This is a genomic window from Marinospirillum sp. (assembly GCF_044810985.1).
Classification (GTDB): Bacteria; Pseudomonadota; Gammaproteobacteria; order Pseudomonadales; family Halomonadaceae; genus Marinospirillum.
Window position 1 is genome coordinate 1,762,184 of sequence record NZ_CP085242.1, and the last position, 15,525, is coordinate 1,777,708.

15 protein-coding genes are annotated in these 15,525 nt (G+C 54.0%); 8 read left to right on the forward strand and 7 right to left on the reverse strand.

The window, feature by feature from the left end; translation table 11 throughout:
• Window position 1: 1 nt before the first annotated feature.
• From hemF to LG323_RS08440, 4 genes are all read right to left on the reverse strand, one after another.
• The gene (gene hemF / locus LG323_RS08425; protein ID WP_404414833.1) at window positions 2-922 is read right to left on the reverse strand and encodes an oxygen-dependent coproporphyrinogen oxidase; all 921 of its coding nucleotides are present in this window, start codon (window positions 920-922) and stop codon (window positions 2-4) included.
• Between the two features lie 22 nt (window positions 923-944).
• Window positions 945-1,514 carry an L-threonylcarbamoyladenylate synthase gene (locus LG323_RS08430; RefSeq protein ID WP_404414836.1) on the reverse strand — a complete coding sequence of 190 codons (570 nt, stop codon included), beginning with the start codon at window positions 1,512-1,514 and terminating at the stop codon, window positions 945-947.
• A gap of 94 nt (window positions 1,515-1,608) precedes the next feature.
• Window positions 1,609-2,745 (reverse strand): DNA-processing protein DprA, encoded by a 1,137-nt coding sequence (gene dprA, locus LG323_RS08435; RefSeq protein WP_404414839.1) that lies wholly within the window; start codon window positions 2,743-2,745, stop codon window positions 1,609-1,611.
• Window positions 2,746-2,773: 28 nt separating this feature from the next.
• Window positions 2,774-3,787: a LysM peptidoglycan-binding domain-containing protein gene (locus LG323_RS08440; protein ID WP_404414842.1), complete on the reverse strand. Its 1,014-nt coding sequence runs from the start codon at window positions 3,785-3,787 to the stop codon at window positions 2,774-2,776.
• A gap of 105 nt (window positions 3,788-3,892) precedes the next feature.
• Between LG323_RS08440 and def the strand changes: the two genes are divergently transcribed.
• From def to rsmB, 3 genes are read left to right on the forward strand one after another with little or no spacing between them, the layout of a single operon-like run.
• On the forward strand, window positions 3,893-4,405 hold the full coding sequence (gene def, locus LG323_RS08445; RefSeq protein ID WP_404414844.1) for a peptide deformylase: 513 nt from the start codon (window positions 3,893-3,895) through the stop codon (window positions 4,403-4,405).
• Window positions 4,406-4,414: 9 nt separating this feature from the next.
• Entirely contained in the window at window positions 4,415-5,392 is a 978-nt protein-coding gene (gene fmt / locus LG323_RS08450) for a methionyl-tRNA formyltransferase (protein WP_404414847.1), read from the forward strand.
• Entirely contained in the window at window positions 5,389-6,699 is a 1,311-nt protein-coding gene (gene rsmB / locus LG323_RS08455; protein WP_404414850.1) for a 16S rRNA (cytosine(967)-C(5))-methyltransferase RsmB, read from the forward strand. The genes fmt and rsmB overlap by 4 nt, the downstream gene beginning before the upstream one ends.
• Before the next feature lie 170 nt (window positions 6,700-6,869).
• On the opposite strand, the gene LG323_RS08460 is transcribed toward rsmB, so the two are convergent.
• Window positions 6,870-7,790 carry a lysophospholipid acyltransferase family protein gene (locus tag LG323_RS08460; RefSeq protein ID WP_310697084.1) on the reverse strand — a complete coding sequence of 307 codons (921 nt, stop codon included), beginning with the start codon at window positions 7,788-7,790 and terminating at the stop codon, window positions 6,870-6,872.
• Entirely contained in the window at window positions 7,784-8,059 is a 276-nt protein-coding gene (locus tag LG323_RS08465; protein WP_310697085.1) for a DUF2782 domain-containing protein, read from the reverse strand. The genes LG323_RS08460 and LG323_RS08465 overlap by 7 nt, the downstream gene beginning before the upstream one ends.
• An 88-nt stretch (window positions 8,060-8,147) precedes the next feature.
• Here LG323_RS08465 and polA point away from each other — a divergent pair, with 88 nt between their 5' ends.
• From polA to LG323_RS08480, 3 genes are all read left to right on the forward strand, one after another.
• A complete protein-coding gene (gene polA / locus LG323_RS08470; protein ID WP_404414853.1) occupies window positions 8,148-10,877 on the forward strand; it encodes a DNA polymerase I in 2,730 nt (909 codons plus the stop codon).
• A complete protein-coding gene (locus LG323_RS08475) occupies window positions 10,877-11,179 on the forward strand; it encodes a 2Fe-2S iron-sulfur cluster-binding protein (RefSeq protein WP_404414856.1) in 303 nt (100 codons plus the stop codon). The genes polA and LG323_RS08475 overlap by 1 nt, the downstream gene beginning before the upstream one ends.
• A 76-nt stretch (window positions 11,180-11,255) precedes the next feature.
• Entirely contained in the window at window positions 11,256-12,872 is a 1,617-nt protein-coding gene (locus LG323_RS08480; protein WP_404414859.1) for a methyl-accepting chemotaxis protein, read from the forward strand.
• A 63-nt stretch (window positions 12,873-12,935) separates the two neighbouring features.
• Here LG323_RS08480 and fabV read toward each other — a convergent pair whose 3' ends face one another.
• Complete coding sequence (gene fabV / locus LG323_RS08485; RefSeq protein ID WP_404414862.1) at window positions 12,936-14,144, reverse strand: enoyl-ACP reductase FabV; 1,209 nt, start codon at window positions 14,142-14,144, stop codon at window positions 12,936-12,938.
• 178 nt (window positions 14,145-14,322) lie between these two features.
• Between fabV and LG323_RS08490 the strand changes: the two genes are divergently transcribed.
• Complete coding sequence (locus tag LG323_RS08490; protein ID WP_404414865.1) at window positions 14,323-15,021, forward strand: metal-dependent hydrolase; 699 nt, start codon at window positions 14,323-14,325, stop codon at window positions 15,019-15,021.
• 33 nt (window positions 15,022-15,054) lie between these two features.
• Window positions 15,055-15,486 (forward strand): hypothetical protein, encoded by a 432-nt coding sequence (locus LG323_RS08495; protein WP_404414867.1) that lies wholly within the window; start codon window positions 15,055-15,057, stop codon window positions 15,484-15,486.
• The last annotated feature ends 39 nt before the right edge of the window (window positions 15,487-15,525 follow it).

The following is a 15,525-nucleotide window of genomic DNA, read 5'->3' on the forward strand; positions in this document are numbered from 1 at the left end:
CTCAGCCTTGGGCTTCAGCCAGCCAGTCCCTGGGTTTCAGGAAGTCGGTGTAGAGTTTTTCTTCCTCAGAGCCGGGCTCGGGTTTCCAGTCATAACCCCAGCGCACATAGGGTGGTAGTGACATAAGGATGGATTCGGTACGGCCACCGCTTTGCAGGCCAAACAGAGTGCCTCTGTCCCAGACCAGGTTGAACTCCACATAGCGGCCGCGGCGAAAGGCCTGAAACTCGCGTTCTCGCTCACCGTATTCCAGGTCGCGGCGTTTTTCGATGATCGGCTGGTAGGCCTGCATGTAGCTGTCACCCACGGCTTTCATAAACGCAAAACAGTGATCAAAATCCGGTTCGCTGAGGTCATCAAAGAAAAGCCCGCCCACGCCTCGGGGCTCATCGCGATGCTTGAGGTGGAAGTATTCATCACACCATTTTTTGTATTGCGGATACACCTGAGGGCCAAAGGGTTCGCAGGCTTCTTTGGCCACCTGATGCCACTGGATCACATCGTCCAGAAAGGGGTAGTAGGGGGTCAGATCATAGCCGCCACCAAACCACCAGATGGGGTCTTCGCCGGTTTTTTCGGCAACAAAGAAACGCACATTGGCATGGGAGGTGGGAATGTAGGGATTACGCGGGTGAATGACCAGAGAAACACCCATGGCCTGAAAACTGCGTCCGGCCAGTTCGGGGCGGGCTGCGGTTGCTGAAGGCGGCAGTTGATCACCAAAAACATGCGAGAAATTAACCCCGCCCTTTTCGATCAGGTTGCCTTCTTCCAGCACCCGGGTACGCCCTCCACCTCCAGCGGGTCGCTCCCAGCTTTCTTCAAGGAAGGCTTGACCATCCAGGGCTTCCAACTGCTTGCAGATGCTGTCTTGCAACTCCAGCAGATAGCTTTTGACGGCAGCAATATCAACGCTCGACACTCAATTTCTCCTCAAACTCTTTTCAGGCGCGCAAAACCTCGCCTGTATCCAGATCAGTGATTCGTGATGGCCCCTCCAATCCGCCCAGAGGGCCATTTAATACCGCATCCACTTCATCGCCAAAGGCTTGTATCACGGCATCATAACTTTGCAGGGTAGGCTCACCGGCCAGATTGGCGGAAGTGGACACCAGGGGGCCGCCAAAGGCTTCGCAAAGAGCCACAGCCCAGGGGTGATTGGTTACCCGCAAGGCGACCTTTTCATGTCGCCCCTTGATCAGTTCCGGGGTATAGCCATTATCCGTGACCAGCCAGGTATAAGGCCCCGGCCAGCTGGCTTCCAGTTTTTCCAGCTTGTCCGCTTCCAGCCCCGTCAGCCAGGGCCGGAGTTGCTGCATGGAAGCAGCGATCAGAATGACTCCTTTGCCGGGATCTCTTTGTTTTAGCAACAAAAGACGCTGCACGGCGCGGCTGTTAAAAGGATCACAGCCCAGCCCCCAGACGGCTTCCGTCGGATAAGCAACAACCCCTCCCTGGCGCAATACCGCGGCCGCTTCGGCAACCGCTTGGGCATCAACAGGTTTTACACTCATTTCTTTATCACTCAATTTCCTGGATTCAGGAGAAAAGCCCAACAGGCCGAGGGCAAATGGAAGGAGGGCAGATTACTCCCCTACAGGGAAGTACTCAAGTGCTTAGACACCAACCACCCGGCTGCTGTTCAGCCAGTCCTTCCAGTTCCAGCTCCTGCAGTAGCAACATGCCGGTGGCAGCGTCCAGTTGCGCTTGCAGCAGCAGTTCATCCATAGATTGGGGCACATCCGTTAATAAGCAATAGATAGATTGCAGCTTTTCAGGTATTTGCACAGATTGCGGGTTGGCTTGCGACTCTTTTTCCAGTTGGAACTGCAACGGCTGCTGAATTTCCTGCAGAACCTCTTCCGGGCAGGTAACCAGGGCAGCACCTTGTCGAATCAGTTGGTGACAGCCCTGGCTCTGTTCTCGACGCACCGATCCGGGAACAGCCATCACTTCCCGGTCCTGCTCCATGGCCAGGCGGGCACTCACCAAAGAACCGGAACGCAGAGTGGCTTCCACCACCAAAGTTCCCAGAGACAAGCCGGTGATGATGCGATTGCGTTTGGGAAACTGGCGGGCCAGGGGTCGATTGCCCAGGGGGTATTCGCTGACCAGAGCGCCGCCCTGATCCAGTAGCCGAGCCGCCAGGTCTTGGTGTTCCGGTGGGTAAAGGGAATCCATACCATGCGCCAACACGGCCAGGGTGCAGCCGGTTGCGCCTTCTTCCCTGGCTTTTAGAGCACCCTGATGGGCCTGACCATCCACACCTCGTGCCAGGCCGCTGACCAGATTCAGGCCTTGCCAGGCCAACCAGTGAGACCAGTGATAAGCCAGAGAGCGACCTTCCGGGCTGAGGCGACGACTACCTACAACCGCTAGCGACGGACCTTGCAGAGCTTCGGGACAACCTTGAACACTCAGCAGGTAAGGAGGATCCGGGAGCTGTTGCAGCAGATCGGGAAGCTCCCGAAGGGGAAGCAGCCAGTGATTTTCGGCCTCGGCCCAGCGTAGATGGGCTTCCAGCTGCTTCGCAAAGGGAAGTTGCCAGGGGTCATGCAGTGCTATTTGAATCAGGTCGCGGGTTTTCGCCGGCAAACCGGGAAGACGGTAGGCGGCTTCCAGCAGGGGGTGTGGCTCAGAACCCAGCTCTGGGATCAATTTCTGCAGTTTGCGATCCGTCAGACCCGGCAGCAGCCAGATCACCAGATCCTGAAGGGTTGTGGTTAACGAGTTGTGCAGTGGCATTTCTTGCTCCTCCTTGAGCCGGACAAATTCAGGGTATGAGGTCGGGTGCCCTTCTGAAGGTATCTTCGGGGTAAAGGGGCTGATTGGAGTTCATCACCAGGCCAAAGCTGGTCTTGTCAAAAACCCGGTAAACCATGACCAGACCCCGAGGATTCTCTCCGGCAAAGATGACTTCACCATTGCGCGGGTCACGTCTTCTCTTGCCCGGTTCAAGAACCTGAAGCAGATCGCCGGGCTTTAATTCTTCATGTCCCTGGTTCAACATTACTGGCTGGTATTGTCCAATACGAGTCTGGCCGGGTTCCAGGGAACGCACCACCAGGCCGGTCACCGGCTCCTTGGGCGGAGCGGGATTAAAACCGTCATCAAAGGGCGAAGAACCAAAAGGCATCAGACGATCCCCGACCCGAATCTCTTCATAATTGTCGGTGATTTCCAGGGTGGCGGCATAGCCTTCTTCATCCCGGATCAAGCGGGCAGCACCAACGGCTCTTGCCATATGCCCCAGAACACGGCGGGTCAGGGGATCACGAATTTCTTCAATATCCCGGTAAATTCCGTAGCGCTTCACATCCGGCGTCAAATCACCCAGCACTTCCAGTTGATTGCCTTGAGAGCCCAGGCTGCGCCCCCCTTCAATCCGGGAAATATAGAGAGAGTCTTCAAATTCAGGACGATCCACCATGATGTCGCGATTCAGGTAGGCTTCAACCTTCTCCAACGGCATAAAGGGAATCGGGGCTTGCAGGGTCATGATTCGCAGGCGGGGTTCAAGGCGCAGAAAGTTTTCCCCCTCCAGCAGATAGATGACATCACCGGGGTAGAGCTTATGCGGATCTTCCACCTGAGAGTTGGCTTGCCAGAGCTGCGGCCACATCCAGGGATCCTGAAGATACTGGGCTGCAATCGACCAGAGGGAGTCGCCGCGCTTAACTTCATAGCGTTCAGGCGCATCAGGCTTTAAACTAACGGCATGAAGGCTGACTGAAAAGATCAGCAGAAATAGAGCAAGAAGAAATTGACGTACTCGACCAGTCAGCATAAGGCCACCCTTGCCAGAAACCATGATTACTTTCGGTTACACTTTGCCTGAAAGCCGGAAAGGGAGCAAGAGGCAAAAAACTTAATTTGATTAGAGAAGCACAACATGAGTCTACTGAATATCCTTGAATACCCTGATCCACGCTTGCGAACCAAGGCAGAGCCCTTGTCGGAGGCGGACTTTACCCCGGAGCTGCAACAACAGATTGATGACATGTTTGAGACCATGTACGAGGCTCCCGGCATCGGTCTGGCTGCCACCCAGGTGGATTTTCACAAACAACTGCTTGTTATAGATGTATCAGAAAGTAAAGATCAGCCCAGGGTGCTGATCAATCCGACGTTCACTCCCCTTGAAGAGGCTTGTGAGCTGATGCAAGAGGGCTGTCTGTCCGTGCCTGAGTATTATGCCGATGTTGAACGCTACGTCAGAATCCGTGTCAATGCCCTGGATCGGCACGGCAAGCCCCAGGAATTTGAATGCGAAGGTCTGCTGGCCCACTGTGTCCAGCATGAGTGCGATCACCTGAAAGGCATTGTCTTTGTCGATTATCTCTCCCGCCTCAAGCAGGAAAGAGTCAAAAAGAAGCTTCTGAAACAACAACGTCAAAAAGCCTAAGGGTCCTTCATGCGCCTTGTTTTCGCCGGAACACCTGATTTTGCTGCATCCAGTCTCAAAGCCTTACTGCAAGCCAAGAACCCCGACTGGGAACTGGTCGCGGTCTACACCCAACCTGACCGCCCGGCAGGCCGGGGCCGTAAACTCAAACCCAGCCCGGTCAAACAACTGGCCGAACAACAGCAACTGCCTGTTTATCAGCCGGAAAATTTCAAGTCTGAAGAGGCTAGGGCAGAGCTGGCCTCACTCAAACCCGATCTAATGATCGTGGTGGCCTATGGCCTGCTGCTGCCTCAGGCGGTGCTGGATATTCCCCGCCTGGGCTGCATTAACGTCCATGCTTCCTTGCTGCCACGTTGGCGGGGAGCCGCACCCATTCAGCGTGCTCTGCTGGCCGGTGATGAAGCCACCGGTGTCACTCTGATGCAGATGGATAAAGGCCTGGATACCGGCAGCATGTTGTATAAAACCCACTGCCCGATCACTGCTGAAGACACCAGTGCCAGCCTGCATGATCGCCTGGCTGTTCAGGGTGGCGAAGCCCTTTTGCAGGCTTTGCCCTTGTTGCAAAACAACCGGTTGAATTCTGAGCCCCAGGACCCGACTCAGGCGACCTATGCCAGCAAGCTCAGCAAGGAAGAAGCGCGGCTGGACTGGCGCTTGAGAGCCGAAGAGCTGGGGCGGGCCATACGTGGTTTCAACCCCTGGCCCGTGGCCTGGTTTGTGGCCGACAATCAGGACAAGCAACCGGAAGTCATTCGCGTCTGGGCGGCAAAACCTTTAAGCATTGATCACAATGCCCCACCGGGAACGCTTCTGGATATCGAAAAGGATGGCCTGGTTGTAGCCTGCGGTGAAGGCTGCCTGAAGCTGACCCGACTGCAATTGCCCGGTGCCCGCCAATTAAGTGCCACAGACCTCCTGAATGGCCATCCCGAACGCTTTTATGCCGGACAGGTGTTTGCCTTGCCTGAGCAGAATTTATGAGTGAGGGTCTTGCCGCACGCCTCAGTAGTGTCCAGGCTCTGGTTCCTGTCCTGCGCCAGCAGGCCTCCCTGAGCAGCACTTTGCCCAAAGCGCAACAGGGCCTGGCCACTGACGAGGCCGCTCTGACCCAGGCTCTGGCTTTTGGTGTCTGCCGCTTTTATCCCCGACTCAATTATTATGCCGGTCAACTGCTGCAAAAACCCTTGAAAAGCCGGGATACTGACGTACTGGCCTTACTGCTGGTCGGTCTTTATCAGCTTCAGGAAGGCCGGGTGGCTGACTATGCGGCCATCGACACCTGTGTGGAAGCCAGCAAAAAACTCAAAAAGCCCTGGGCCAGCAAACTCCTGAATGCTTGCCTGCGCCGCTTCCAGCGTGAACAAACCGAGCTGGAAGCCCTGGCCATGAACAAGGAAAGTCCGGCCACCGCTCACCCGCCCTGGCTGCTGAAAAAAATTAAGAAGGCTTACCCCCAGGACTGGCAACAAATCTGTGAAGCCAACAATCAGCAACCGCCCATGACCCTGAGGGTCAACCAGCGTCACCTCAGTCGTGAAGACTATCTGCAACAGCTTCAGCAGGCAGGCATTGAGGCCAGTGCGACCCCCGCCAGCCCCTACGGCATCCTGCTGAAAGAGGCCACCAGCCCCCTGGCTTTGCCGGGATTTACCGATGGCTGGTTCAGTGTTCAGGATGAAGCCGCCCAGCTGGCGCCCTGGGTATTGGACGTCCAGGACGGACAGAGAGTCCTGGATGCCTGCTGTGCGCCCGGTGGAAAAACCACCCACCTGGCGGAGTCCGCTGACATTCAGCTACTGGCTCTGGATAGTGAAGAAAAGCGCTTGCCACGAGTTTATGAAAACCTCAAACGCCTGGGACTGACTGCGGAAGTGAAGTGTGCCGATGCCGCTGACCCGGATAGCTGGTGGGATGGACAAGCCTTTGACCGCATTCTGCTGGATGCCCCCTGTTCGGCCACGGGAGTGATTCGCCGCCACCCGGACATCAAACTCTTGCGCCGGGAAAGCGATATCCAGCCACTGGCCGAGGTGCAATTAAAACTCCTGCAAGCCCTCTGGCCTCTGCTCAAACCCGGCGGCAAACTGGTTTATGCCACCTGCTCCATCCTGCCCGAAGAAAATGCCCATCCCTTGGCCAGCTTTACCCACCAGCAGAAGGATGCCCAGGTGGAAGTCATTGAAGCCGATTGGGGCCAAGCCACCCGCTGGGGGCGGCAGCTACTGCCCAGGAACAACGGACATGATGGCTTTTTTTATTCCCTGCTCATCAAAGGCCAGAATAGTTAACAAGCAAGGGGTTGGTAGCGGCTTCTCAGGCTGTCCACGACAGGAGGTCGTGGCCGACCTACATGGAAGTGGGAAGTGCAGCGATTCATCGGGAATGAGTTCTGCCAGAGCTTACAGGGATGTATTCACGCGTCCTGAGAAGTTGCTGGCAAGCCCCTTTGAATTCAGGCTCATTTGTTATAGGGCTGCGGCCCACCGTCCGGGCGTTTTTTAAAGCGTTTGTAGGACCACTGGTACTGGATGGGCGCATAGTCAATGATCTGCTCCACACTGGCATTCACTCCTTCAGCAGCCAACTGATCGTCCTCGGAATAAACTCTTTCATCAGCCGGGATGATGATGATTTCATAGCCTTGCCCCTTGGGCAGGCGTTTGGCCAGGGCAGTAAAAACCCGTGCTCCGGTTTTTTTGACCAGTTTGGGCAGCAGGGTGGCTGTTAAAGCCGGGATACCGTAGAAGGGTGCGAAAATACCTCCCTGCCCTTGTTCAGGTTCCTGATCAGGCAGAATACCCACCATTTCACCCCGCTTTAAGGCTTTCAGCAAGCCAGCCACTCCCTTGACATCGGCTGGAACCAGACCGCCCCCGGTACGGCAACGGCCCTGGCGAATGACCGGGTCCAGCTCTCGAATTCGTGGCGGTGAATACATGCAGGTCAAGGGGTATTCCTTGGCAAACCACTGACCAATCATCTCCCACTGGCCAATATGTGGCCCCAATATAATGACCGGCTGCTGCCTGGCCTGATAGGCAAGCAGTTGTTCCGCGCCCGTCACTTTTTTCACTTTACCCAGCACCTGATCCTTGGGAGCCATCCAGACATAGCCCATCTCCAGCATTGTTTTGGTGCTTTCAATCAGGGCTCCCCGAGCCAATTGATCCCTTTCCCAAGGGGTTTTATCGGGGAAGCAAAGCTCCACATTAACCTGACTGATGCGTTTTTCACGTTTGGAAAAACGCCAGATCAATTTGCCCAGAGGTACAGCCAGGGCTTGTATCCACCCCAGAGGCAGTCGTGAAAGTAACCACCAGCCCGTTTTGATAACCGCAGCCTTGATCGGGTGCGAGTACTTGTCTTTTTGTTTTACCACTGAAAGATCTTCCAACTGGGGAGCCTTAGACTGCCTCTTTCCTGGTCATCCAGTGCACGCCCGTCAGGGTCAACCAGGTAGTAGGGTTTACCCACCTTGGGGGTTACCTTGATGGCTTCCAGCTTGCCATCCACCCAGAACTCTTCAATTTTTCTGTCTTCTTCTTCACGAATCACAATTTCTGATTCCACCGGATCACTGGCCAGCAGACTTCCGGCTGGTGCCCAGCTCAGCAGGGCCAGAAGCAGCACCCAAATTAGTTTTTGCATCACGCCAGTTCTCCTTTAGTATTCCTGATAACCTTGTCTTAATTGTAACTCAAAAGAGTTTCTTACCCCTAGATTTCGGAAGATTTGAATGACTGAAACAACCCACCCACCTCTGCTGTTGGTCGATGCTTCATCCTATCTTTATCGTGCTTATCACGCCCTGCCCCCCCTTATGACCTCTCAAGGCCAACCCACCGGGGCCATCAAAGGGGTTCTCAACATGATTCAGAGCCTGATGAAGAGTTATCCGAACAGTCCGATCGGGATTGTTTTTGATGCCAAAGGGCCCACTTTCCGGGATGAACTCTTTGCCGAGTACAAATCCCACCGCCCTCCCATGCCGGATGACCTGCGCCAGCAGATTGAACCTTTGCATGCCTGTGTGCGTGCCCTGGGTTTACCCCTGCTGGCTGTCGAAGGCGTGGAGGCCGATGATGTGATCGGCACTTTGGCCCGCAAGGCTGCTGCACAAAAACAACCCGTGGTCATTTCCACCGGGGACAAGGATATGGCGCAGTTGGTTTGCCCCTGGGTCACTCTGGTCAATACCATGACGGGCAGCACCCTGGATGTGGAAGGGGTCAAGGAAAAATTCGGTATCGGGCCGGAGCTGATTATTGATTTTCTGGCCCTGATGGGCGACAAATCCGACAATATTCCCGGCGTTCCCGGTATTGGTGAAAAAACCGCCCAGGCCCTGCTGCAGGGGATCGGGGGTCTGGACGAGCTTTATGCCCGTCTGGATGAAATTCCTGCATTAAGCTTTCGAGGTTCCAAAACCACACCCAAAAAGCTGGAAGAACACAAAGAGCAGGCTTACCTTTCTTATCAGTTGGCGACCATTAAAACCGATTGTGATCTGGAGCTGCGCTATGACCAGTTGCAGCCCACTGAACCGGATACCAAACAACTGCGTGAACTTTACACCCGTCTGGAATTCAACAGCCTGCTGAAAAATCTCGGTGAAATCACCAGCGCCCAGAACCCACCTGAAACCCAAAGCCTGAACTCCAGTGGTTATGAGACCCTGCTTGAAGAAAAAGACTGGCAGCGCTGGCTGGGTAAACTGAAAAAAGCCGCTGTTTTTGCCGTGGATACCGAAACCACCAGCCTCAACTACATGCAGGCTGAGCTGGTCGGCCTGTCTTTTGCCATTGAACCCGGCGAAGCCGCCTATCTGCCTCTGACTCACAACTACCCCGGCGCACCCGAGCAACTGGACAGAGACCGGATTCTGGCCGATCTCAAACCCCTGCTGGAAGACCCCAAAATCGGCAAAATCGGACAGAACCTGAAATACGACATCAGTGTTCTGGCCCGTTATGGCATAGAGCTGCAGGGCATTGCTGCCGATACGCTGCTGGAATCCTATGTCCTCAACTCCACGGCCACCCGCCATGACATGGACTCTCTGGCCCTTAAATATCTGGGCCATAAAACCACCAGCTTTGAAGACCTGGCAGGCAAAGGCAAAAAACAACTGACCTTTGATCAGATCGATCTTGAACAGGCCAGCCATTATGCTGCTGAAGATGCGGATGTCACCCTGAGGCTGCATCAGACCCTGGCCCCTCAAGTCAAAGCCGAGGGTCGCCTTCAGGAAGTTCTGGAAAAACTGGAGCTGCCTCTGGTGCCTCTGCTGTCGAGAATCGAACGCCAGGGCGTCAAGATTGATGTCCCCCACCTGCAGCGCCATTCCCAGGAAATGGCCCAGCGTATTCTGGAACTGGAAGAAGAAGCCCATGAACTGGCTGGTCATGCTTTTAATCTGGGTTCCCCCAAGCAGTTGGCAGAAATCCTGTTTGAAGAACAAAAGCTGCCGATCAAGAAGAAAACCCCCAAAGGTGCGCCTTCCACGGCAGAAGCGGTACTCGAGGAGCTGGCTCTGGATTACCCGCTTCCCAAGGTCATCATGCAGCATCGGGGCCTGTCCAAACTCAAGAACACCTATACCGATAAACTGCCATTACTGGTCGAGCCTTCCACGGGCCGGGTTCACACCAGCTACCATCAGGCCGTCACTGCAACCGGGCGTCTGTCCAGTTCCGACCCCAACCTGCAGAATATCCCCATTCGTTCCGAGCAGGGCCGACGCATCCGTCAGGCCTTCATTGCCGAGCCTGGCTACAAACTGGTAGCGGCGGACTATTCCCAGATCGAACTGCGCATCATGGCTCACCTGTCCGGTGACCAGGGGCTTCTGAAAGCCTTTGCCGAAGATCAGGACATCCACCTGGCCACCGCTTCGGAAGTGTTCGGAACCCCTGCCGACCAGATCACCCCGGACCAGCGCCGCAGTGCCAAGGCGATTAATTTTGGTTTGATTTACGGCATGAGTGCCTATGGCCTGGCGCGGCAACTGCACCTGGAGCGTCATCAGGCCCAAACCTACATTGACCGCTACTTTGATCGCTACCCCGGCGTGCTGCGTTATATGGATGCAACCCGGCAAAGTGCCGGGGAAAAAGGTTATGTGGAAACCCTGTTCGGGCGCAGGCTTTACCTGCCGGAAATCAACTCACGCAACTACAACCAGCGTCAAGGAGCAGAGCGAACCGCGATCAACGCACCCATGCAGGGCACCGCTGCCGATATCATGAAAAAAGCCATGCTGGATGTACAGGTCTGGCTGAACACTTCCGGTCTGGATGCCCGCATCATCATGCAGGTCCACGATGAGCTGGTTTTTGAAGTCCGGGAAGATCAGGTCAAGGCTTTGATGGAAGGCGTCAAGCCCGCCATGGAACAAGCCGCAGAACTGGATGTCCCTTTGATTGTTGAGGCTGCCAGTGGTGACAACTGGGATGAGGCCCACTGATGCCTCGACTGCTTCTGGATGGCAGGGAGCTGGAGGCATCCTCCAGTCAAACCCTGCTGGATTCCTTTCAGGCGGGCGGGGTTCCCTGGCGGGAGTCCTGCCGCAATGGTGTTTGCGGTGTCTGTGCCTGCCAATTGTTTCAAGGCAAGGTGGATTACCTTGGACGCCAACCCCATGCTCTGGACAACAAGGACAGAAGAGCAGGCCAAATCCTGCCTTGCATTGCCTACCCGGCCAGTGAATTACTGGAAATCAGTCTTCCCGCTTACCCTTTGGATTGTCCACAATTAACCAATCTTTAATCTTTTTTCAATTCTGGCTGCTAGGCTTATAGATGGAAGTCCCATTCATCTATTGAAGTCAATTCAAGGAGTTTTTATGTCTTCAATCCTGGCAACGATTAAAGGACGTCTTTATCTGGTTTTTACCGCTATCTTTGTGCTTATGTTGGGCGTGGCCGCGCTCCTGGCCGTGGAGAAGGTTTTTTTGCAGGACACCCTGGATGAATCCAGGGTAACCGCTGGCAACATGGAGGCCCTGGGCGACATCACCACTGCCCTTAATGGCATGGAGGCCAGTGCCCTGAACTATGCAAATACCGGTCTGGATCGCCACTATCAACGCTATCAGGAACAAGAAGCAGTGTTCACTGACAAGGTACAGGAAGTCAGGGATCACACGGACCCGAATATTCAGGCCAACCGTCTTGCCGACCTGGAACAGCTACTCACCACTTTCCAGGAACATCAGCAAAATCATTACCAGCCCCTACTGGATGCAGGCCAGCAACAGGCCGAAGGTCAGCAACAGCAGGAGGCCCAGGCGCTGGATTCTCTGGTTGAGCTGATTACCCAGGCTGAAGCCATTGAGGCTGAAGTCCAGGGTACCTTTGACCAGCGCCTTGATCAGGCTAACCGCCAACTGGATCAGTTGCTTTGGTTTACTCTTGCTGCACTGGGATTTGTACTGGCAGTTATTCTTCTGGTTGCCCTACCGATTGTTCGTCGTATAGCCCAGCGTCTTGATGAAGTGATTGAAGTTGCAGAAACGGTGGGCCAGGGTGACCTTTCCGAAGCCGTCGAAGTCGATGGCAAGGATGAAATCAGCCGGGTTCTGAAAAGCTTTTCACGCATGCGCAACCGTTTACGCAAGTTGGTCATAGGACTCAAGGACAAGTCCGAACAGCTGGCCACCTCCAGTAATCAGGTTGCAGAGACCGCGGGTTCCATCAGCCAGGCGACTGAGGAACAGTCGCAATCCACGGATCAGATCTCCGCTGCTGTCGAGCAGCTCACTGTCAGTATCAGCCATGTCTCCGAGAGCGCTCGCCAGGCCTATGATTTTTCTGAAGATGCCCGGCAAAGCAGTGATCGGGGCAACCATGTTGTCCAGAATATGGTGACCAGCATGCAGAAGATTGCCGGTGAATCCACCAAAACGGCAGAAAAGCTGCAAGAGCTGAGTGAGCGCTCCAACAAGATATCCTTGATTGTTGATCAAATTCAGGGCATTGCAGAGCAAACCAACCTCCTTGCTCTGAATGCGGCGATTGAATCCGCTCGCGCCGGGGAACATGGCCGGGGTTTTGCTGTGGTGGCCGATGAAGTGCGGCAATTGGCCCAACGCTCCAGTGATGCCACGGATGAAATCTCGGAGATGGTTAAAGGCATTCAAGATGAGATTGAGCAGGCTGTAGAGTCCATGCAAAGCACTGTGAAAGTGGTGAATACCGGCTCGGATCAAGCGGAAGAGGCAGGCGTGGTTATTGAGCAAATCAAGGAAGGGGCTCTTTCAACAGCCGATGTCATCAACCAGACCTCAACTGCACTGGAAGAGCAGACCGCTGTCAGCCAGGATGTGGCTCAGCAGGTGGAAAGCATCGCCAGCATGACCGTGGAAACAGCTGCGGCTTCGACACAAGCCAGTTCGGTAGCCACCTCACTGCAGGATATTGCTGAAGAACTGCGTGGTTCTGTAGCCTACTTTAAAACCTAGAAATCATCATTCAAGGGCAACCACCCAGGGGAACAAGAATTCCCCTGGGTGGAGTCCGTTCACTTACTTGACTTCCACCACGTCAAAATCAACGAGAGGGGAAACATCCGCCTCATAGTCGACATCATCACGATTAAAGCCGAACAGCTTGAGGAATTCATGCTTGTAACCGGCATAGTCGGTTAACTCAAACAGGTTGTCATTGTTCACCTTTTCCCAGAGCTCTTTGCAGGCTTTCTGGACATCGTCGCGCAATTCCCAGTCATCCAGACGAATGCGGCTGGCTTCATCCAGATTCATGGCCTGATCATCTTCACGGAAGAGTTGTTCACGGTAGAGACGGTTGAGCTGCTCAATAGTGCCTTCATGCAGACCTTTGTCTTTCATCACCTTGTAAACCAGGGCAATGTAAAGAGGCATCACCGGAATGGCAGCAGAGGCCTGTGTTACCACTGACTTGAGTACAGCTACATTTGCAGAGCCTGAATACTTGTCCGCCAGCTTCTTGTTGAGTTCACTGGCCGCACGGTCCAGATCCTCCTTGGCTTTACCCAAGGCACCATGCCAGTAGATCGGCCAGGTGATTTCAGTGCCGATATAACTGAAAGCCGCCGTTTTAACACCCTTGGCCAATACGCCCGCTTCATCCAAAGCCTGCATCCAGAGTTCCCAGTCTTCACCACCCATGACCTGAATGGTGTCATCAATTTCCTGCTGGGTTGCCGGTTCCACTTCGGCATGGATGATTTCATCCTTGTTGGTATCGATCGCGGTGGACTTGTAGGTTTCACCGATGGGTTTCAAGGCTGAACGCTTCACTTCACCGCTGTCAGGCAATTTACGCACAGGTGAGGCCAGGGAATAAATCACCAGATCCACTTCCCCCATATCCTGCTTGATCAGCTCAATGGCCTTGGCACGCACTTCATGGGAGAAGGCATCCCCATTGATGGATTTGGCATAGAGGCCTGCCTTTTTGGCTTCCTCTTCAAAGGCCCAGGAGTTGTACCAGCCCGCCGTACCCGGCTTGCGCTCAGTAGCCGGTTTTTCAAAGAAAACCCCCAGGGTGTCTGCCTGGTAACCAAAAGCAGCGGTAATGCGGGCAGCCAGCCCATAACCACTGGAAGAACCGATCACCAGTACTTTTTTCGGGCCATCCGTCTTGACGCCCTGCTTTTGAGTAATGGCAATCTGCTCCTGGACATTTTTATAGCAACCCGTGGGATGGGTTGTTGTACAGATAAAGCCACGGTATTTGGGTTTGATAATCATTGTGTCTGTTACCTCGGTAATTCCTGAAAAAACTCCAGACTCTGGTCTGGCCGAAAACTTGTGCGCTATTATAAACACCTGTCGACAAACGCACACCTGCAGCAGGGCCAATAAAGCTGTTCATTTATCCAGCTTTAATGTTAAGCTTTTGAAAAGACTTAACTTAATGGATAGCTTCATGGCCAACTTTGCCACACATACCGGTGTTGCAGCTGCAATTGGAAGCAGCCTGAGCACTGCACTCTTAGTGACTGCTCAATTGGATGCCATCTCCAGTCTGTTTTTATTATTCTTTTTCATAGCCGGAACACTACTACCGGATATTGATGTCGATAAAGCCAGACCAGTACGCTGGTTGTTCAATATTTTTGCCCTGATGGCCGCTTTGATGGCCGTTGTTCTGACCCATCCCCAAGACCCTGGTAGCTTCTGGTCGTTTTCCGAACCCCAACAACCTGGGTGGCGGGTAGCGCTGATTGCTCTGGTTGCCTGGGTTTTCACCCGCTATCCATTGGCCTGGTTTTTTCAGCGCTTTACCCGTCACCGGGGGCTTTGCCACAGTTTATTGATTGCCAGTATCTGGGCGTTGGGCTGGATTCATCTGGGGCTCAGCTTTATGGCAGTGGATGACCTCATCATTTGGTTACAGGGTTTGGCGATTTTTCTTGGATTTATCTTGCACCTACTACTGGATGAACTCTACAGTGTTGACTTTGAAGGCGCCAGACTCAAGCGCTCCTTCGGCAGCGCCTTGAAGATCTACCAGAAAGATTTTATTAGCGGGTCTTTGTTGGCACTGGCGGCACTGACAGCTCTTGTCTGGTTATTGCCCTGGCCTGAAAGCCTGCTCAACTGGATGCAACCCTGGTTCAATTAGGGTATCCAAAAGCAAACCCAAGGAATCCGATCCATGTTCAAGCATTTTCTAATTATTCTGGCCTGCCTGATCATCAGCCAAAATCTAGCCGCAGCAGAGATTCCCGAATCTTTTATCAAGCTGGAGGCCGGGCAAAACTACCAAGGGGTGTTAGGCGAAAATGAAGTGGTCCGGTTTTATTTTGAGCTGGAAAAAAAATCCGAAGTTTTACTGGAAAGCAAAACACCCAAGCGCAGCAATACCATTTACCCCGAAGCCACCCTTTTTCACCAGGATGGCAGGACGATCACCCGAAACTGGAGCAGTGGAGAAGGGCGTAACTTCAAGATTGTACGTGAGCTGGAGCCAGGAACCTATGTTCTGCGTGTGGAAGATGGGCGGGGTTGTGGCTCACTTCACGGCTGCCCGGAAATTCTGCGTGACTATCAGATTGTTTTTGAAGTCACGGAATCCACACCCTTTTAATTTCACCAGCGAAATACCAACAGATCGTTATACTGGTAA